Annotated in this window: 17 protein-coding genes and 1 pseudogene; 2 read left to right on the forward strand and 16 right to left on the reverse strand. The window is 43.6% G+C overall.

The window, feature by feature from the left end; all coding sequences use genetic code 11:
• Positions 1-16 precede the first annotated feature (16 nt).
• The 10 genes from H581_RS34785 to H581_RS39720 all read right to left on the reverse strand — a co-directional run bounded on the left by H581_RS34785 (position 17) and on the right by H581_RS39720 (position 10,893).
• Positions 17-1,471, reverse strand: a complete 1,455-nt coding sequence (locus H581_RS34785; RefSeq protein ID WP_051251131.1) for a serine hydrolase domain-containing protein — start codon at positions 1,469-1,471, stop codon at positions 17-19.
• 38 nt (positions 1,472-1,509) lie between these two features.
• Positions 1,510-2,337 carry a carbohydrate ABC transporter permease gene (locus tag H581_RS0120515; RefSeq protein ID WP_028611647.1) on the reverse strand — a complete coding sequence of 276 codons (828 nt, stop codon included), beginning with the start codon at positions 2,335-2,337 and terminating at the stop codon, positions 1,510-1,512.
• The gene (locus H581_RS0120520; RefSeq protein ID WP_084134689.1) at positions 2,334-3,260 is read right to left on the reverse strand and encodes a carbohydrate ABC transporter permease; all 927 of its coding nucleotides are present in this window, start codon (positions 3,258-3,260) and stop codon (positions 2,334-2,336) included. Before H581_RS0120520 ends, H581_RS0120515 begins: the two co-directional genes overlap by 4 nt.
• 115 nt (positions 3,261-3,375) lie before the next feature.
• Complete coding sequence (locus tag H581_RS0120525) at positions 3,376-4,671, reverse strand: ABC transporter substrate-binding protein (protein ID WP_028611649.1); 1,296 nt, start codon at positions 4,669-4,671, stop codon at positions 3,376-3,378.
• Positions 4,672-4,879: 208 nt separating this feature from the next.
• The gene (locus H581_RS0120530) at positions 4,880-6,478 is read right to left on the reverse strand and encodes a response regulator transcription factor (RefSeq protein WP_028611650.1); all 1,599 of its coding nucleotides are present in this window, start codon (positions 6,476-6,478) and stop codon (positions 4,880-4,882) included.
• Between the two features lie 3 nt (positions 6,479-6,481).
• A complete protein-coding gene (locus H581_RS0120535; protein ID WP_028611651.1) occupies positions 6,482-8,278 on the reverse strand; it encodes a sensor histidine kinase in 1,797 nt (598 codons plus the stop codon).
• Between the two features lie 290 nt (positions 8,279-8,568).
• On the reverse strand, positions 8,569-8,958 hold the full coding sequence (locus H581_RS39715) for an IS3 family transposase (protein ID WP_051251133.1): 390 nt from the start codon (positions 8,956-8,958) through the stop codon (positions 8,569-8,571).
• Positions 8,958-9,251 carry a transposase gene (locus H581_RS0120545; RefSeq protein WP_028611652.1) on the reverse strand — a complete coding sequence of 98 codons (294 nt, stop codon included), beginning with the start codon at positions 9,249-9,251 and terminating at the stop codon, positions 8,958-8,960. The genes H581_RS39715 and H581_RS0120545 overlap by 1 nt, the downstream gene beginning before the upstream one ends.
• A 378-nt stretch (positions 9,252-9,629) precedes the next feature.
• Entirely contained in the window at positions 9,630-10,160 is a 531-nt protein-coding gene (locus H581_RS0120550) for a tyrosine-type recombinase/integrase (protein ID WP_028611653.1), read from the reverse strand.
• Positions 10,161-10,590: 430 nt separating this feature from the next.
• Positions 10,591-10,893, reverse strand: coding sequence for a TniQ family protein (locus H581_RS39720; protein ID WP_084134690.1), 303 nt, complete (start codon positions 10,891-10,893; stop codon positions 10,591-10,593).
• Between H581_RS39720 and H581_RS39725 the strand changes: the two genes are divergently transcribed.
• Positions 10,862-11,044: a TnsA endonuclease N-terminal domain-containing protein gene (locus H581_RS39725; protein ID WP_028611654.1), complete on the forward strand. Its 183-nt coding sequence runs from the start codon at positions 10,862-10,864 to the stop codon at positions 11,042-11,044. The genes H581_RS39720 and H581_RS39725 overlap by 32 nt on opposite strands.
• Positions 11,045-11,279: 235 nt before the next feature.
• Here H581_RS39725 and H581_RS0120560 read toward each other — a convergent pair whose 3' ends face one another.
• From H581_RS0120560 to H581_RS0120575, 4 genes are all read right to left on the reverse strand, one after another.
• Positions 11,280-12,476 carry a cytochrome P450 family protein gene (locus H581_RS0120560; protein ID WP_028611655.1) on the reverse strand — a complete coding sequence of 399 codons (1,197 nt, stop codon included), beginning with the start codon at positions 12,474-12,476 and terminating at the stop codon, positions 11,280-11,282.
• Positions 12,477-12,585: 109 nt separating this feature from the next.
• Positions 12,586-14,775 carry an MMPL family transporter gene (locus H581_RS0120565; RefSeq protein WP_028611656.1) on the reverse strand — a complete coding sequence of 730 codons (2,190 nt, stop codon included), beginning with the start codon at positions 14,773-14,775 and terminating at the stop codon, positions 12,586-12,588.
• A gap of 128 nt (positions 14,776-14,903) precedes the next feature.
• Positions 14,904-15,548, reverse strand: coding sequence for a response regulator (locus H581_RS0120570; RefSeq protein ID WP_028611657.1), 645 nt, complete (start codon positions 15,546-15,548; stop codon positions 14,904-14,906).
• 4 nt (positions 15,549-15,552) lie between these two features.
• The gene (locus H581_RS0120575; RefSeq protein WP_169507531.1) at positions 15,553-16,467 is read right to left on the reverse strand and encodes a sensor histidine kinase; all 915 of its coding nucleotides are present in this window, start codon (positions 16,465-16,467) and stop codon (positions 15,553-15,555) included.
• 521 nt (positions 16,468-16,988) lie between these two features.
• Between H581_RS0120575 and H581_RS0120580 the strand changes: the two genes are divergently transcribed.
• On the forward strand, positions 16,989-17,249 hold the full coding sequence (locus H581_RS0120580) for a nucleotidyltransferase domain-containing protein (protein WP_028611659.1): 261 nt from the start codon (positions 16,989-16,991) through the stop codon (positions 17,247-17,249).
• Positions 17,250-18,157: 908 nt separating this feature from the next.
• On the opposite strand, the pseudogene H581_RS0120590 reads toward H581_RS0120580, so the two are convergent.
• Both H581_RS0120590 and H581_RS0120595 read right to left on the reverse strand, forming a co-directional pair.
• Positions 18,158-18,919, reverse strand: a pseudogene (locus H581_RS0120590) (TniB family NTP-binding protein); the annotation flags it as partial.
• A 527-nt stretch (positions 18,920-19,446) separates the two neighbouring features.
• Entirely contained in the window at positions 19,447-20,187 is a 741-nt protein-coding gene (locus tag H581_RS0120595; protein WP_028611661.1) for an SDR family NAD(P)-dependent oxidoreductase, read from the reverse strand.
• Positions 20,188-20,494 lie beyond the last annotated feature (307 nt).

The raw sequence follows: 20,494 nt of genomic DNA on the forward strand, positions 1-20,494 counted from the left end.
TCAGACCTGCTCTTTACTATTTTCCCCAATATAGGCGGACATCCTTCTGAGATGCTGGTACATTGACGGTTCGTTCCAAACGCAGCCGATCACCTTGAAAATGACAAACAACCGTATCACTAAACGGCATTTCAACAAAAAACCAAGTCATGATAAAGGTGTTTTCATCCTTCCAAGTTCCGTTGCTGATGACGCGCATTTCCGCCGGTTGATACTGATGATGCAGAGCATTTCCGGTCATTGTTGTTATCCCTTCAATCCATTCACCTATTCCGCATTTAATATGATGCACGCCCCTATGATCCCAAAGGAAGAATGTACAGAAATCCTTTTCGAAATAAAAGGCAACCAACTGCACCCGATCTGCGTTTTCTTCAATTTCAAATAATTTACCAGTTATACTTGCAGCTATCACGGATTCGGAATGTCCTGGGGATGGAAATAAGGATAATGATCCCAACTTCTCTGCAAGCGGCGTTTGAACGACCTCGTTTTCCGGAAGCATATGTTTGTCCATCGCTTGGAGAAGATAATTCCAAATTAAATCTAACAGCTCCTGCATTTTGTCATGTCCGCCGGTGGTGGCAATGACCGCGTTCTGATCCGGTAAAACCAGACACAATTGACCGAACGCCCCATCGGCTCGGTAGGCATTGTGCACGCTTCGCCAGAATTGGTATCCGTAACCCTGCTGCCAATCCTTGGTCTGTCCGTCTTCATTGTTGATTTGGCAAGAGGTTGCTTCCCTTATCCATTCTTTAGGCAGCAATTGTGTCCCATTCCAAAGCCCTTCCTGCAGATACAATTGACCAAACCTAGCCAGATCCTCTGTTTTAAGACTCAGACCCCATCCCCCGGTATTAATACCTGCAGGACAAGTATCCCACTCCGAAACATCAATACCAAGAGGTTCGAATAAGCGAGGCTCTAAATAGTCCAGCAACATTTGTCCCGTCACTTTTTGAACGATAGCGGCAAGCATGTAAGTTGCTCCACTGTTATATACAAACCTTGTACCTGGCTCATGATCAATCGGTATTTCAAGAAAATGCTTTATCCAGCCGCCTTCCATTTGCCGCCATTCACTACCCATAGTAGGCTTCAAGTGGCCTGCGCTCATCGTTAACAGATCGCGAACCTTCATTGCTCCTAAGTTCTTTTCTGTGTTTTGAGAAGCGTATTCCGGAAAAAAAGAGATTACTTTATCCTCTAAGGTAAGAAGACCTTCCGATACGGCAAAGCCGACTCCAGTAGAAGTAAAGCTTTTGGTCAATGAAAATAACATATGCGGAATTTTCGGCTTGTACGGTGCCCACCAGCCCTCCGCAGTAACATGGCCGTTACGCACCAGCATGAAACTATGGAGCTCCAAATTGCTTTGTTCAACCGCCTCCAGAAACTTAAGTATCCCTGAAGAAGATATGCCTTGTTTTTCAGGAGTACTTCGAGGCAATGAATATTTAAGAGACATGTTGTGACCGACTCTCCTATCAACGGATTGGAAAATAATTATTTTAAAGCTCCTTCTGTCAAGCCGCTGATCAGAAAGCGCTGCATATAACCATATAACAGGATGATCGGAAGCATCGTCAGAAAGAAGCCCGCAAACGCCAAGTTATAATCAAAAGAGTATTCCGATTGAAAGTTATAAATAAACAGCGGCAGTGTCCAAACATCAGCACTTCTATTGAGCAGAATTAAAGGCAATACAAAGTCATTCCAAATCCATAAGCTGTTCAAAGTGACAATCGTTAGCGTAATCGGCGTCATGAGAGGAAAAATAATTTTGGTAAAGGTCTGCCAGATGTTGCACCCGTCAATCGTGGAGGCCTCATCCAATTCAAATTGAATATTTTTAAGAAACCCGACACATAAGAAAATACCTTCCGTTAATGACAACGTAACGTACATAATAATCATTCCAGCATGATTCATCAGATTCAGATCAGACGTGTACTGCAGAATTGGCAGCATAATAACTTGAAACGGCACGAATATACCAGCGAGCATCAAGTAATAAATGAATTTGTAATACGGCTTCTGAAAATTTCTGGATATCGCAAATGATACCATTGGAACAAGAATCATAATAAGAAGCAGTGAAATGATCGTAATAACGACGGAATTTTGAAAATAGGTCCAGAAACCTGCTTTTTTAATAACAGTCATTATATTTCCCATATAAAGACTGGATGGAAGCGAAAAGAAGCTCTTTGTCGATTCCTCTGTTGTTTTGAAGGCCAACGTGATAGTCAGATACATAGGAATCATGATAATAATCATGCCCAGCGCCAAAATCGAGTACCGAAAAGCTTGAGCGGCAGGTTTTGCTTTCATAGCTGACCGACCTCCTTCTTGTTAAGCCACTTTAATTGCAAGAAAGAGATGAACGCGATCATAATAAAGATAAAGATAGATTCAGCAGTTGCATATCCGAATTTGAATTCATTCATACCGTGCGCGTAAATTAAATAGGCAATGGATTCCGTCGCCGTACCCGGTCCGCCTTGTGTCATGGCGACGATCGAATCGAAAACCGTCAATCCGCCCTTAATAGATAGAACTAAATTGACATTAAGCATTGGGATGAGAAAGGGAAGCGTAATCGAGAAAAAGCGTTGCAAGCTATTCGCTCCATCAATTGTTGCTGCTTCATGCAAATCATTAGGCACGCTGGAGAGTCCCGCCAGGAAGATAACCATCGGAACGGCAATACCGCTCCAAACATTGACGATGATCAGTCCAAAGATAGCCGTATCGGGGTCTCCCAAAATATTTTTGGATAAAACTTCAATTCCTAATTGTTCTCCGATTTTGGGAAGAATCGTATAAAATATTTGGTTAAAAATTAAACCTACTGTAATTAAACTCAAGACGGCCGGAAAGAAATAAACGGACCGCATAAAACCGCGAAACTTGATATTGCCGTTTAAAAGCAGAGCCAAACCAAGTGCAAGCGCAATCTTTAAGATAACAGCAATGATTGTATATTTGAATGTAAAGATCAGCGCTTGTCCAAATCGAACATCCTTGAAAACCGCAAAATAATTATCTAAACCAATAAAATGATAAGATTTAGAAAGTCCATCCCAGTCAGTAAGGCTGTATAAAACACCTAAAATGGAGGGATAGATGAAAAAGCCTAGATACAAAAGTAATGCCGGTAGTGTAAACAAAAAATAGTTAAATGATCTACGATTGGCATGGGACCGGCTAACTATGCCAACCCACTTTCTCCGCAGTGTATGCTCCACTTCCATGACCTTCCTCCAAATCGTACAGTATTAACAAGTAGAAAAATGGCCGGAAAAACCGAATTGATTTAGCAGACACCGATTTTCCTGGCCACTGTTGAATGTTGCAGGCTAAAACCTATTAGCTTGCTTTGTTATAAAAAATTTCTTCGAGCTTCTTTAGGTAAGCTTCCAAACTTGCTCCGCCTAATAGTTCTTGTGTTGCCTTACCGAAATCCTCTTGCATAGCCGGGGTCCACGTGGCATCGGCTGCCCGGTACATTTTACCTGCTAATGCCATTTCCGCTAAACCTATGTTTTCTTTCACTTTGTGCGTTACGCCTTTAATAACAGATATTTGGCCGGTTTCATCTGAATATAACTGAGCATTTTCAGTAGTAGCGAAATAAGCCATAAACTTCTTGACTTCATCAGGCGTCTTGATATCTTTCGGCATTGCAAGTGCTGTACCTACTTGCATGGCAACTTTCGTATCCTCCGCCTTTTCAGCCGGGAAAGCAAACATAGCAACATTCATAGACGGATTTGCCTTTTTAACTGCAAGGGCTTTCCACATACCCATGAAATACATCGCAGCTTTTCCGTTTGCAACTTCTACTACAGCATTATCACCCGACATGCCAAGTAAATCTTTTTGGGCATATTTTCGAAGTTCGAGTGTTTTCTCGGCAAACCTTCGGATCTCTGTTTCCCTGTCTGCAATATGTTTTTTACCGTTGATAACATCTTGGAAGAATGGCACTGCATCAGTCATATCTAATCCAAGTAAGGCTGCAGATATCCGCCTCAAATCACTGTGTTCTTTATCCGCAAATACAAAAGGTGTTTTGCCGGCTGCCTTTATTTTTTCAGCGACCTGAATCAATTCGTTGTAGGTTTGTGGTATTCCTAAATTGAGTTCCTTGAACAAATCTGCATTATATACAACGCCATATCCTTCAAGAGCGTAAGGCACCGCATAATTTTTCCCATTGTTTTGGCTGAATTCAACAAAAGAAGGCTCGACATTCTCCAGCACCGGATCCCCAGTCAACTCGGCAACATTATCATCTTTCAACAGCTGAGCGAAACTTGGTGCGGACGGATAAACGGTGAATACAGGAGGAGCATCATTTGTTGAAAATCGCATTGTAAGTACTTTTAGCATATTTGGAGGAGTATTTTGTTCGATCACAATATTCGGATTTTGCTCTTGAAAACCTTTGATGATTTTATCCATTGTCTCTGCCACATCGGCCTTATTGGATAAAAATTCTAGCTTAACCTTCTCAGTCGTGTTTTTGGAAGATTGTCCGTTGTTCGCGCCATTTGTTGAGCCTTGCTCATTGTTAACGCTTTCGGTTCCTGCCGAGCAACCAGCAGCGACAATCAGACAGGCCGTTATTGCGATCGATAAAATCTTCTTCGTAAATTTCATTTCATCTACACCACCTGTTAGAGTATTATTCTTTATGCCTGCTCATCGATTATTATCCCCCTTTTTATGATGCAAGCGCTTTGTTCTTAATAAGATTAGCATAGTGAATTTATCGTATTTAATCGACTTTTTTTACATTCGACTATACATTTTTGACTCTTTTACGAGTTTTAAAACAAAAGAAACAGGCTGTAAAAGACAGCCTGTTTTACTCTTCTTTAATATTGGAGATGGAAGTTCGAAATTCGGAAGGAGTCATTCCGTTCGATTTCTTAAACACTTTATAGAAATAGTTTTTTTCGTACCCTATCATACCGGAAATTTCTTCAAGGGATTTTTGGGAATCCTGCAAGAGCTCTTTAGCTCTATCCAGCTTGACTCTTGTCATATATTCAATAAAATTCTCTCCGGTCTCCTTCTTGAACAATCTGCTTAAGTAACTGGCATTCAAATGCAGCTTGGCTGCAATCTCATCGAGCGAGACGAATTTATCAATATTCGCGATTACATATCTTTGGACATCAGTAATTCTACGTTTGCTATTCATCTTTTCTTCACCCATCAGGCTTGACATCTGGGCAAGATAGTCGATGAACGATTCTTTCAATTCCATCATCGTTTGAAGTTTAATAATAGAGCTTCGGAACATTTCTGCCGTTCCGAGCTTTTCAGATTTTATAAACGGCTTTGTTTTCACCTCTAACTCGATCATCATTTTAACGATCCATTGTTTTACGAGCGTGGATTTATACCTTTCAGCTGCTATAAAACTCATCCATTTATCCATACATTGTGAAACACGCGAAGAATCGTATGCAACCATAGCTTTGAAAAAATTATCTAACGCTTCCGCATAGTTTGCATTTAAATCTTTTTCTGTGGATAGGATTTCCTCCTTTTTCGCAATCCCTTCATGCTCCATATAAAAAAATTGCTCGTCCGAATGAAAAAGATGCCTTAACTCTTCCTTTAATTGAACGGGGGTTTTGCATATGTTTCCGAATATAAAGGAAACATCCAACTTCATAAATTTTTTTAAATTTTGTTGTGCAGAAACAAGCAAGCATTTCATTTCATCGATTCTGTTTACTTTTATGCCGTCTCTGAAAGAAAAAATAAGAAGACCTTTATCCAGGCTATATTTGAAAAAAATTCCCATTTTCCCGTCCGAAAAAAGCTCTTCCATGGCATTCTCGAAAGCGAAAGAAAGAGCGTCCTCCGACAGCTGAAATCGTTTTTTCGTTTTCTCAATTTTATTCATGCTGCAAATGACCGGCAGATGGAACAGCATTTCTAATTCCAGTCCACACTCTTTGGCCTCAATCAACCACCTGCCAACATCCCAGATAGGATCATGAATCGTATACCGTATCCATTTATTTTTGGATATCCGAATGAGATCCGCACTCGTAGGTGATGTCCGTTTCTGCGTTTTCACTTTTTTAATTTTCTCCTGAATATTTTCTAACAGAGAAAATAGTTCCTTTTTTTCAACTGGCTTCACCAAATAATTCTCCACTTTGTAGACAATAGCTTGCTGCGCAAACTTAAAATCATCATAACCGCTTATGATTACATTGATAACAGAAGGATGATATTGCAAAAGAGCGGCCGCTAATTGGATGCCATCCATCTTTGGCATTCGGATATCCGTAAGAATCAGATCAATACTCGAACTCTCCACCTTCTCCAGCGCTTCCTGCCCATTCTCCGCCTCGATAATCAGAGTTTCTTCATTCCAGTCCTGAATCGCCTGAATTAGCGCTTTCCGGGCGTAGTACTCGTCATCTACGACCAATATATTCAACGGTTAAGCCTCCAATTCGACAGGTATGATCATTTCAACGCATGTGTACTCGTTCCTTACACTCTCAATACTCATCCAGTAATGATCTCCATAATAATACTTTATTCTTGCATATACATTAATTAAACCGAAATGAGCCTTCATCTCTGACTCTTCAATTTTGTTAAATTGCTGAAAAGATTCATTTAACTCTTTCAGTTTTTGTTCACTTATACCTACACCATCATCCTTCACCCGAATGATGAGTATATTCCCGTTCTTTTTTGCGGTTATTTTTATCGTTCCTTTATCACCTTTAGGTTCAAGACCGTGGTAGAAGGCATTTTCTACAATCGGCTGGATTAGAAACTTTAGAATAGGAAATCCGGATAGTTCATCTGGAATATCATAGATCACCTGAAATTTATCCAAAAAGCGAATTTGTTGAATATTGATATAATTTTTTATCTGTTCCAATTCCTGATGAAGCATCACAATATCCGAGCTTTTGATGTTATATTGATACATGCTCGACAATGATTTCGTCATTTCCGATATCGGATCGATCCGGTGAAGTCCGGCAATTGCATGAATGGTATTTAACGTGTTGTACAAAAAGTGAGGATTTATTTGTGCCTGCATCATTTTTAGCTCCGCTTTTTTTTGCAGCCTGTATGATAAATTCTCCATTTTCCTGCTGTCCTTTAAACGTAAAATCATCGCATTATAACTGCGCACCAATTGTCCGATCTCATCATTCCGATCACTGCCTTCAAGCCTAAAATCCAAATTTCCAGTATCCACTAATTTCATTGCGCTTGTGAGCTTGTGAATGGGCTTAAAAAAATACTTAGCGAACATCGTCGCAATAAAGAAGGCAATTACTAAAGAAAACAAACTGATTAATGAATAACTTCCCAATCCCCTTTTAAACCGCTCCGTTATACTGCTTGTAGGCATGAACTGAATAATCGTCCAATTCGTTAAAGCATTTTTTTTGGAGATAAATAAATAATTTTTGTCTTGAAGCTTCAATTCTATTAGTTTATTTTCAACAGAGTTTTCTCTCTCGAATGTTGAAGTAATCGAGGATAGCGCAGCTTGGCCAAAAGTGTGTTCATAAGAATTGTAGATGGCTCTTCCGTCCGCGATTATTATGGTGCCAAGTTCCGAGTCTGATTCCGAAATTCCGCCCAATATATTATTAAGAGGCTTAAATCGGATATCCATCTTAACATAAGCAAATGAATCACGGTTTGGTTCGATATCAGATAAATATCTGACAATAGAAACAAGCTTATCCCGATTAAAGTTTACAGCACTGTCATATGGGGCAGAAACCCAAATCTTCCCTTTTAACCACTCTTCCTGCGGAATATCGGATAAAATCGATTTCAAGTTAGTCATATTAGCGCCTGAGCTATTATAAATATGTCCGCTTGAACCCACAATCGCCAAACCCGCTATATGTCCATTAAGTAATATAAATTGATCCATTGCCGTTTCCAGCGCGTGGGAAGCAGCTAAATAATCCAAGGTAGTCATTTGACGCATTTCAAGAATATTCGTTAATTTATTATCTGTCGCATAGAAATAGGAATACCGCGCAATATTGGAGAGGTAATCTTGGATAATGACATCCGTCTGTACACTTTCTTGAATCATGAAATCCTCGTAGTAACTTTTTGCTTGGTTGTAAGTATTAAGTCCGAGGATCAGCAAAGCTGACACTACTAACGTCAAAAGAATCAGCAAATATGAGATCAGAAGCTTTTTACGAAACGAGCCCTCTAACACATTCTTTTTTATCAATTTGAGCATTCAATATCATCTCCGCATGCTTATCTCCACTAGTATCACTGCTTATTTTGTTGATATCTTGCTGCTTTCCCTGATTCGACGCAACCTCCTTCAAACCGCTAGCGGTAATCCACTGTGGGGGCTGCTCATTCCTGTTTTAATATATCCTACCCTTTTTATACGGAACCTTGGGAACGTCACCCGTCACTTCCTCAACGCTGAAGGATTCCTGGATGATATGTAATGCCGCTAACGGATCATCAAGATGATATCCGATGATAAAAGGACCGGTCAAATGTAGGTAATGTCGCTCAACCATTTCTCATTGGATTACTCGTTGTGATATTTTGGTTCAAAATGTTATCTGCGACAGGCAGATTGTGACTTGAATTTGTTGTTGCTTTATATTTCCTTACCACTTTCGATCGGATTCCATTAGCCCGCATTAACCGCGCCACACGGCCACGACTGGCTTTCTTCTCTGGTGGTAAATTCTTAGTAATCTGCGGAGATCCATAGATTCTGCGACTGTTTATGTGGATGTCTTTTATCGTATCAAGCAACTCGCGGTTCGCTTTGCTGCGTTTGCTTTCTGGACGCTTGATATGAGCATAATAGCCGCTTCTTGAGACACTTAGGGCCTGGCACATCTTCGCAATCCGAAACTCGAAGCGGTGTTCAAAGATAAACTTGAACCTCATTATTTCTGATTTTTCGCGAAGTAGGCCGCCGCCTTTTTTAGGATATCATTCTCCTCTTTCAGGTCCGCCAACTGCTTTCGCAGCTTACGTATCTCATCATCCTCAGCCTTAAGATGGCCACTGCCTGGAAACGCACTGTCTCCGTCACGTTTATAAAACTTCACCCAGTCTCGGACTGTAGTAAAATGTACATCCAGTTCCTTAGCCGCATCCGTAACCGTTGATTCCCCGGCTATAATTCGCAATACAACCTGTTCTTTATATGCTTTATCAAACTTCTTCCGTTGCCCCATAGTAAATCCCTCCACTTTTATTATAGAGGTTTTCTATGTGTCTATCTATTCGGGGCAGGGTCAGTATGAGCATTTCACTTTCCTGCTTTGATTGCTCAATTGACTTCCCTAGTTCATCGAATATTTATGTATGTACAATGATTATATCAAAATCTTCTTACTGATTATATTTTCTATCACCATTCACTTTCCTTCACTCTTTGATTGGGTTTAAGGAATCTTTAGTATCGTTTTTGGGGTCACCTAACGAAACGGAAAAAAATGTACGCCAAGCAATTCATTACATGAAAAAACCTCCAGTTCTTCTATTAACGGGATTAATTATAAATGGTTTTAAATATATACTATGAAATATTCGCCATTCGCACTGATCGGGTACTATAACTTCTCCACAAAACCTGCGGACGTGGCTTCCGGCGGTCTCGTATAAATCGTTAAGTATCGTTTATTCCGGTGCCGCAACAGCCGCTCCAAATCTTGCTCCGTCACATCCGGATGTTTCGCCAACTCATTTGCAAAGGTATGACGCAAATCATGCGGCCGCAGCGGCGAAATGTGACGTTTCGAATCTTTCAGCTCTGCATCGTGCCATTTACCGATTTGTTCTAAGATTCGGTTAATGGAGCGAGGATACAGCCGGCCATCCATTTTTCGAGCCGGAGTCCCTTTCGCACTCAGGAACAAAGCAATCGATTCCTCTGCATGATCAAGATGCCTTTCGAATTCCAAATAATCAGCCAGGGCTGCTCGCGCATCGGCCGACATGTATTCAGTTCCTTCCGTTTTTCCTTTCCCGCGTATCCGGACAATCCTGGCACTCCGAGCGGCACGCAGCTGCGCAGGTTCACTGGGCTCGACTTGATCCAAATTCAGATTCACCAGTAACACCGGATGCGCTTGTGATTGCATCCGCCATCATTGCACAAGCGGATGTTTTTGTTACAAATGATCTTCGATTGGAACAAGTGGAGGAAATACCTTGTAAAAGTATGGATCAATTATAAATGAAAGACAAAAGCTAGCAGGTTCCTGATCCGCAGTGCCGCCTTAGTCATGTACCGGACTCTGGAAAAAAGGAGCAGATCATTCGCCACTTTCAAAAGAGACACGATCTCCTTCTACTTTCACGCCAGTTTTTTCAATACATAACGGATCTTATGTATTGAAAAAACCAGTCCCCTCAAAGGACGGCACTGAAAAAGGCCATGTTTTAATGTCGTCAGAGAACCGCACCTGCCGGTCGTAAGTAGACTGGATATCAAGTAGTTGCTCTTTCTATTAGCCCCAAATGCCTTCTCCAACCTTACCGCCATTTTTGGGGAAAGGGACGACTTTCCATTTAGGAAATTTGACAACGCCGGGCTCTCCGCCATGTAATATCCTCGTTACATTTCTGACACCTATCAATAAGCAATGTCAGGTGGAATGGACATGCTGTAACATTTACATGATGCCAGAAAAGACGGAAATATTCATTCTCTGACAAGCAGGCCGGACATACTTTAGCACTTATTTTGGACAAAGCTAATCCATCAATTAATATTCCCTCGATATAAGTAATAACCCCGGTAGTTTTTAGTGAAAGCCTGTTGGAACGAGATTTTATTCGGATGTGCAACGTGGATCCGGATGTCATAAGCATTGATTACCAGCCGATCTGTATCGAGTATAACTACGCAGGTAAACGAAGGAAGTATACTCCGGAATTTCTGCTAATAATGTCGGACAAAAGCAGAGAGAACTCGTTGAGGTCAAGCCTGATGAGCGAATGGAAAACGAAGACAACGTGGTGAATTTCAAAGTCGGGGAGATGTACTGTCAGCAACTGGGTTGGAGACAGCGGCTTAGAGCATCGGAAGCCCCTCTAAAATCCACATATATTCTCAGGAGAAAAAGCCCAGAGCGCGTTTGCTCTGGGCTACTGCATTTTTGGAAGTTAATTTATAGCAATGCCAATCATCTTTAAAACCACTTTGGCTTAGGATCATTTTCGTTAAGGGTTAATTGCACACAGTCAACAGATCCTCACTAAAACGTAACGAGAATTTCCTTTACCCCACGTATAATCATCCCGTGCCTCCATTCAAGGTCATCAAGGCCCGATTTCAATCGCAAATTCGGCATGCGACGCATCAATGCGCCTATCGCGATTTCTCCTTCGAGCCTCGCCAGCGGAGCGCCAAGGCAATAATGAACGCCTTTGCCGAAAGCGATATGATTGTTTGCCATTCTGGTAATATCGAAGACATCCGGATCCTCAAACTTCCTGTCATCGCGATTGGCTGATGAGAAGGAGACGAATACCATATCACCTTTGCGGAGATATTTGCCTCCGAACTCCACATCTTCCGTCGTCCATCTCGTATTGCTCACTTCGGCGGGACCGTTATACCTCAATATTTCTTCAATTGCAGAACCGATGAGTTCTGGACGATGCTGAAGCAATTCGTTCTGTTCCGGATGCTGGAGTAATGCAAGGACTCCATTTCCAATCAAATTAACTGTCGTCTCATGTCCAGCGATTATAAGTACAAAAACGAGTGCATACAGCTCGTGCTCGGATAGTTTATCTCCTTCATCTTCAGCTGATATCAAATCGCTGATCAAATCCTCCTGCATCGAGGTTCGTCGAAGCGCGATCAGATCATGCAAATAATCGACGAATGCTTTCATGGCTTCTTCACCTTCATTATCGAAACGAGGATGATGAACACTTTCCATGATTGCATCCGACCAGGTACGGAATTTGTCCTGATCTTTAACGGGGATTCCTAGCATTTCACAGATGACGATGATCGGCAATGGAAAAGCGAAATCTTCGATCAACCTCATCTCCCCTATCCCCTCGACCTGATCAAGCAAACTATTGCTGATCTCTTCGATTCGTCCCCGTAAGCGTTCCGCCATACGCGGGGTAAAAGCTTTCTGTACCAAACGGCGCAGGCGGCGATGATCGGCCGGGTTCACGCTCAGCAAATTGCGCGATACGATTGCCAGGTGAGCCGGAGCGTCTTTATTTTCCAGCTCATTCAGATATGGTGGATTGGTAACAAAGCGCGGATCGTCGAGAATCTTCAAGGCATCGTCATAACTCGTGACCATCCAGGCGTATTGGCCACTTGGAAGCAGGAAAGAATATACTGGTTCTCTTTCCCGAGCCTCATGGTAGGCCGGAAACGGATTACGAATAAAATCTTCATTCTGAAAATCGATTCGGTTAGACATTAACATTCCCTCCAATCGTTATTAACAAGCGCTAGCATGACCAACTTCAAACTAACATGGGCCCTGAAAGGATACCATATGGAAATGCGCCATGTTAACGCATGTTTCCTTACGCTACTTTCTCACTGTCCGCGTTATGCAGTTCCTTATGAATGGATTCGCCCTCAACGTCGATGTTCGGCGTAATGCGATCGAGCCAACGAGGGAAATACCAAGCTAATCGCGGCATGAGGGCCATTACGGCAGGTACGATCATCAGGCGTACGATAAATGCGTCTACGAAAATGCCGAATGCCAACGCAAGTCCCATCGATTTAATCATTGTATCCTCTACAAATATGAAACTGGCGAAAACGACGACCATGATGAGGCCGGCCGCGGTTACGACGCTGCCGCTATTGGCCATTCCTGCGAGCACAGCCATCTTTCCATCGCCAGTTCGCGAATACTCTTCTTTCATCCGGCTGACGAGGAACACTTCGTAATCCATAGCGAGGCCGAACAGTATGCCAGCTGTCAACACCGGCAGAAAGCTGAGTATAGGTCCCGGCTCAGGGATGCCGAATAAACTTGCCAAATGCCCCTCTTGCACGACAAAGACGATGAAACCCAACGTTGCCGTCAACGTCAATAGATAACCGAGAACCGCTTTGATCGGAATCCAAATGGAGCGGAACACGATGCCAAGAAGAATGATTGCAAGGCCGACGATAAGAAGTGCGAATTGCGGTAGTGCTTCGTTCAGTTTATCCGATATATCGATGTTGACAGCAGTCGTTCCGGTTACCATCAATTCAATGGAGTTCGATTCCGCTATCATATCCGCGTACTCCCTTATTTCCTGTACGAGGTCTTTTGTTTTGCTGTCGTGTGGACCTGTTCCAGGAATAAGATTGATAATGGCCGCATGTCCGGACTGGCTCAATATTGGCTCGCTAACGTTAGCCACATTATTGATTCCGCTCAGCCCTTTAACAGCGTCATCAAACATTCTTGAAGGCGTAGCACCACCCGTATCAGGATCCGCTTTAGCAACAATGACAAGCGGTGCGTGATAGCCGGGACCATACGCTTCGGTATACAAATCGTAGGCTCGTCTTTCTGTCGTTTCTTCCGACTTCAAACCGTTATCTGGTAGACCAGTTTCTAGCTTCAAAGCGGGCAAGCTGACAAATATAAGCAGCAGGATAGCCGCAACTGCAATCGGTAAAGGGTATTTAACGATAGTCTTGCCCCATCTGTTCGTTGACTTGGATTTATTTCCTTTTGAAGCTCTATTGCTCATTTTCGGTCTTGCTTTCTCTCCTACAATGGCAAGCATAGCTGGCACCAACACGACTGCAATAGCAATGGCCACAGCAACCGTAATCGCAGCCGCAATACCCATCGTTGTCAGAAATGGGATACGAACGACAGCCAGCCCCAGCAGCGCTATGATAACCGTCAGGCCTGCAAACAGAACCGAACTACCTGCTGTCGCGTTGGCAATCGCAATGGACTGCTGGACACTTTTCCCTTCAGCCAAACTCTGACGATGCCTAGAGATGATAAACAAGGCATAATCGATCCCGACGGCTAGCCCCAGCATCACCGCAAGTGTAATGGATACCGAGGTCATTTCCATCAAATTTGTCCCGATAAGAACTAGCAAGATCCCAATCCCTAAACCGATAACGGCGGTTAGAATCGGCAGTCCAGCTACCAAAAACGACCTGAACGTATACGCCAAAATCAAAAATGCGACCACGATGCCAACGACTTCGGAGAGCCCCCCAATCTCAGGAATTGGCGAACCAATATTGCCGGTGAACTCCGCTTGAATCCCATCTGTTCGGGCTTTATCCGCTGTGGCTTCTACTTTCTCCAGTGATGTTTCCATAACTTCGCCAGCTTCTTGCTTGTAGGTTATCGTCGCATACCCGATCTCCTTATTCACGCTCAGCGATTGGTTGTCATAGGGTCCGGCGATTGACGATATGTCTGTGTCCTTGCCGAGTTCGTCTAATAGTTGTTGCAACGAATGTCGGACGCTTTCGCTCTCCAGTGTCTCTCCTTCAGGTGCTTTGAACACCAGTTGGATACTGCCGTTGTTCGAACTCTCGGGTGTGGGGAATTCCTCGTTCAGTACCTCCATGGCCAGCTCTGATTTCGTTCCGGGAATGGACATGTCTCCTGTAAACGATGCCCCCATGCCTAGCACCAGCCCTGCGGCAATAACCAATACGACAAGGCTAGCAGCAAGCGTCTTGAATTTATGGAGATAGATCCGCTCTCCGATACGGTAAAGCCATTTTGCCATGATGACATCCCTGCTTTCTTTTCGAGTATGCCCTCATTTTATCGTCTTCTGCCCATAAAAAAATCGTACAAAAGGGCAGCCCTGATTGTACGATTGGGCAGACCTTGATGTACGATCGGTAGAAATCTCTAGAGATGGATCATTCCATGCTCAATTGCCATAGCAACCGCTTGAGGACGGGAATCAACGCCGAATTTGTTGTAAATGCTTGTTAAATGAGCTTTTACGGTGCGCTCGGATATACCTAAATCGAACGCGATCTCCTTACTTCGGAATCCGCGCGCAGCAGCCTGCAAAACAAGCTGTTCTTTATCCGATAGGGCTGGCAGCCCCCTTTTCGGTGTGTTAACCAGTGCTTGCCGAGAGGCAAATACTTTCTCAACGACCTCAGGCTGCAGTAATGTTTCTCCCCGCAATGCTGATTCCATAGTATGAAAAAGGGTTTCCCGGCTCGCATCTTTCAGCAAATAGCCCTTCGCTCCCAGTGCCAGTCCCTGCAACATGTAGTCATTTTCGTTATAGGTGGTCAATATGACGACCGGAATCTCAATCGGTTTATCTCGCAACCGCTTTATCGTTTCAAGACCGTTCATGACAGGCATGTTCAAATCCATCAGAATAAGATCCGGCTCCAATTGCTCCGCTAGCCTCAGCGCTTCCTCGCCGTTTTCAGCCTCTCCCACAATCTGATAAGCATCATTGGTTTCTATAATAAGTCTCAATCCTTCGCGAACGAGCAGATGGTCATCCACAATCAGTATTTGCTTTGTCATCTAATTACTCCTTTTTTACGGGAATCATTATTTCAATTGTCGTTCCTGCTTCCAATTCGCTGCGAATGTCAACAATTCCGCCCAACAGTCGAACACGTTCCCTAATGCCGACAAGTCCGTAATGACCGGCATACTTGCCGATCGTATCGGTTTTGAACCCTATCCCATCATCTTGTATGCGGAGTAGCAGTAGGCTTCCGGATAATTCCTCTAAATCGATCGTTATCCGCATACTGGTAGCCTCCGCATGCTTGATCGTATTCACGATGCTCTCGCCAATGATGTGGAGACAGTGCTCCATAACGAAGCCCGTTAAGGAAATATTGACAGGAGCGTCAACCGATACAGAAATAGACTTACCGACAATTAACTTGTCCACTGTTTCACGAACGAGGTCGATAAAATCAGAATCTCCGCCTCCATTAAGTCGTAAGTCGTCAATAACCAGTCTAGCTTCACTAAGCGTAGATCTCGCTCGCTGCATTGCTTTTTTGACAATCGCCTGCGCCCGCTCGGGATTGGATTTATCCAAATAGGCATCCGCCGCCTCCAATTGCATCAATAATCCGGCGAGCCCTTGAGCAAGCGTATCATGCAAATCGCGAGCCATACGTTGTCTCTCGTTCGCCAGCGTTAATTCTTCCACCTTACGGTGCGTCTTCTCCAATTCCGCAAGAAAGCTTTGCGTCCGAAGTCTTGCACGTACCTGTCGAAAAAAAAGCACCCCGTAGGAAACGACGATGACATTCATGAGCACGAATATTGGAATGAGCAATATGACTGCTTCCAACCATCCCGTGGCAAGAAGCGAGAACCATACTAGAGCATAAGACCCCAGCATAACGGCAATCAATTTCCCTCTCTGTTCATATACGCCGACGCTTTGGCCGATCAAAACAGGATATAAGCCAATCAACACCGCAGGAGAGGCTTCTGGAGCCAAGAAAGTGGCAGAATAAATAATAAGAGCTTGCATAAGAAAATATATCCAAGCCCTTTTCATGACAAGTGCCGGAGAGTGCCAATATAACGATGCATGAAGAATTATAAATCCCGTAAAAAAGAAGATGCCGATCCAGTTTAAGTTACCTTCACTAAGTAACATAAACAAAGATACAGCGTAATCGATAATAATCCAGATTAAAAGCGGGATTCTCGAATCAGTTATCGCATCGCTTTGATGAAAGTGCTGACGCTCGGACGGTAATTCGTTTAATTTCATTTTCAGCCTCGTTCCTCTGCAGTATGAGTACATGTCCCATTTAGGCAGTAATCCTGTTACTTCCTATTGTACCGTTATGCCGTTCTTGGTCAAACGTACGAAAGGGCATACATCAATGTACAAACGGGCAACGGATCAAACTTGGCGGATTTCCATATGGTTCCACTGTTCATTGAATGTTATTTTTAAACCATCTTCAAATTAATGGAGGTTATAATTTGTATGAACATCACAAAAGAGCATTGAACAAGCTTGTCAACACGCTGGAACAGGAACCATCCATCCTTGCCGTAATAACAGCAGGATCCATAGCACAAGGAAAAACGAAAGAATCATCGGACGTTGATGTATACTTGGTTGTCTCGGATGAATCGTATGACGTGCGGAAGAAGTCGTTAACCTTGTCGTACATTAACCACGACCGGGAAATTTGCAATTACGAGGGAGGATACATCGACGGCAAGAGCCGAGCGGGGTAGCGAACCTACCCGCTCTTCCTTCGTTGGGTCCCAGGCATGGTTTTCACGCATTCCCACAATTAATAGCTTAATCGCAAAGATCCCGGTTTATCCGGAAGTAAATCAGGAACAAAATATTCGAGACTTTTTTGCTCAAATTACGTTATATGGCTTTTATTTCACCGAAGAGGTCATTAAGAAAAACAACCCCTATTTACTCGCGCAAGCCGCTTGCAATATCGTCCTGTTCGGAGGGCGAATTATTTTGGCTCATAATCGAATACTGTTTCCGTGCCACAAATCGTTGATGACGGCCGTCGATAACGCTCTGAAAAACCTGACAACTTTATCGAATTGGCAATCGATCTCTTGAACAATCCGAATGAAGAAAAATGCAAAGGCTTCTTCACTAACGAAGGATCGCAGCGGAAAACCCCGAGGCAATCATCAACTAGAAGATGCGACTGGACTCCTCTATGGAAATTAAATACAAGATAACTAAATGAAGTAAGTTCCACCGGAGAAAAATTCCTGCGGTTTTAGACTTTCTAAAAAAAGTTACGGTTAGTTCTAAAGAAGACTGCATACATCGCGATGCCGCACCATGTCATCATGAAGAGGCGGAGAGTTGGATGCCGTGAATAGGGAAGGAGACAGCGATCATGTGGCGGCCGGATGCATTACATGAACAATTATATATGGAGGCGGCAGAGCGACACCGTGAGGCTGCGGTGAGCCGGTAGAATAAGTTTGATCTCAGCATGTGAACAGATCCAGCATGAATGTCTCTCCAAATATCCATCTCATCGCAACCATTTGAAATCCCCGCGCGAAATAAAAAAGAGGTAAGGCTCTCTCCAGATTTAGGAGTAGGCCTTACCGTCAATTGATGATTGTCCACTGTGCCCCCCCCCTGCTGTCATCGATATTCAAGTTCTTAATGTTTGTCCAAAAAAGCTTTCTTTAGCTTCTCGAAGTTTGGTAACGGTCAAATGCGCATTGTGAATTTCTCGAAAATCATCGTCAAAGACTCCTAGTAAACGGTATGCTTCTATTAATATAGCGTGTAAGTAGCCAATTCTTCCTTGACAATATTCATGTAACAATTGAGGCAATCCTGATTCCAATTTTCCAAGTTGTAATGATCTGGGAGGCTGAATTGCAGTTTCAATGTCTTTCAGCAATTTGCAGAAACGTTCATCACATTCTTCGAATGGCTTAATTCTTTCAAGCTTATAGCGTCGGAAGTACTCATCTTCCATATCAAGAAGATACTCAACTTTGGGAGTCCTCATACAAACCAGGGAAACTCCTTCATTGGATAAATCCTTGAACATTTCCATTCCATCTTGATCGTCAAATCGTATAGTACGGGTTAGAAAATTCAATTCATCGAAGATGATCAATTCTGTTTTTTGTTTTCTAAGCAAAAATAGAGCCTGATCTTTAGCATATCCAACTCTCATGTCTGCGCGAAGAATCTTTGTTCCTAATCCTGTTAATATTTTTTTATAAAAATCCAGAGCGGTAAAAGGATATGGTAGTTTTATATATAATACAGGAGCAATATCAATTTTCGTTTCATCCTTATCAACATATGTGTAAACAGGATTTCGTCTTTTATAATGAGTTACCAGTTGTGTCTTTCCGGCACCTGGAATACCGGTTAGCATTAAATGATTAGGATCATGCTCCTGGTTCCTGCTTTCAAATGAACGCGAAGGGAATCAAAACGATCCCATCACTACGATAGAGTGCAGATTAAAGAATGATCCTTACTGGCCCCATCGGCCGCTTCCAACGCCTCCGTGATAGACTCACCTTCAATATCAATATTCGAGATGAACCTGTTCAGACACTTCGTCAAGTACCACGCCGCCCTGCCGATTAGCGCCATAACGGCGGGCACGATCGCTATCCGAACAGTGCGAAAACAAAACCGGCGAAAACGGCGATCATGATTAGACCAGTTGTGGTTACAACCGTGCCGCTGTGACTGAATACAACGGTAACGGCCTTGACTAAGGGGAACGCAGAATCTAGGGAAGCTCATGATCAGGATCTGATCGAATATGTACGAGCCAGATCCTTTAAACAAACCGTGGCTATTTCCGCTGAATAGGGTTGACAATTGAGATGCGGCCAGGTAACATGCCGTGAACGCAAGTCTGAAAGCAATAAGAGGTGTCCCGCATGGACACCCCTTACTGTCTACGATTTATAGCGTTAATCCGCCGTCCACGACGACGATCGATCCGGTCATATAGCTGGAGCTGTCGGAAGAGAGGAATGCGACAACCTCAGCCAGCTCCTCCGGTTGGGCATAGCGTCCGATCCGCATATTCGGGAACTCCTCCGGTACATAGCCGCTTTCTTGCAGCTGTCTAGGCACCGAATCTGTCAAGGTTGTCGCGACGCCGCCTGGACAGATCGCATTAACTCGAATTCCTTTCCGCACATATTCGATAGCCGCAGCCTTGGTTAATCCTGCTACCCCGTGCTTGCTTGCCGTATAGGAAGCAAGGCTGTGCTCCGCACGTATCGCGGTCGTCGAAGCCGTGTTAATAATATGGCCAAACCCTTGTTTATCCATAACCTGAAGGGCATACTTCATGCCAAGGAATACCCCTTTCAGATTAACATCCAGCACCCGGCTGAAATCCTCTTCCGTAATATCCTGGAATCGCCCGAATTTCTGCAGCATGCCGGCATTATTGAACAAAACGTCGATTTTGCCGTACGTGTCTACTGACGCTTGGATAAAGTTCTGAACGTCGGAGCTGATCGATACATCGGCCTTCACGAAGATGCCTGCTCCGCCCGTTTGCTTGACTAGCTTAAGCGTCTCCAGCCCGGTGCCCTCATTATAATCGACGACGACCAGCTTGGCGCCGCCTGCAGCAAGCTTCAGGCAGCTCGCCCGTCCGATCCCGCTCCCGGCTCCGGTAACAATGATCACCTTTCCTTGAAGGCCCGGTGTCGCTGTACGGGACGGCGCTTGCTGATGTGACGCAGCTTCAGAGGACGATTGGTTAAAGTCGAGCTTTGACAGATCGTTTTTCAGTGCTTGCAGCACATCTTGCGGAATGTTGACCTGAGGCAATGCAGCCAGCTGATCGAGCGTGAAGGACGAGGCCATTTTGAAGGTCGGCTCCTTAACAAACTCGGGCAAATGACGGGTCAATACAGCTACCGCTTCCTCACGGCTCAGAAGTTCCCCGATTTTAATATTCGTGTTGTAAGTCATAGCTTTTACTCCTCCTGCT

The sequence above is a fragment of the Paenibacillus harenae DSM 16969 genome (assembly GCF_000422465.1).
Taxonomy (GTDB): Bacteria; Bacillota; Bacilli; order Paenibacillales; family Paenibacillaceae; genus Pristimantibacillus; species Pristimantibacillus harenae.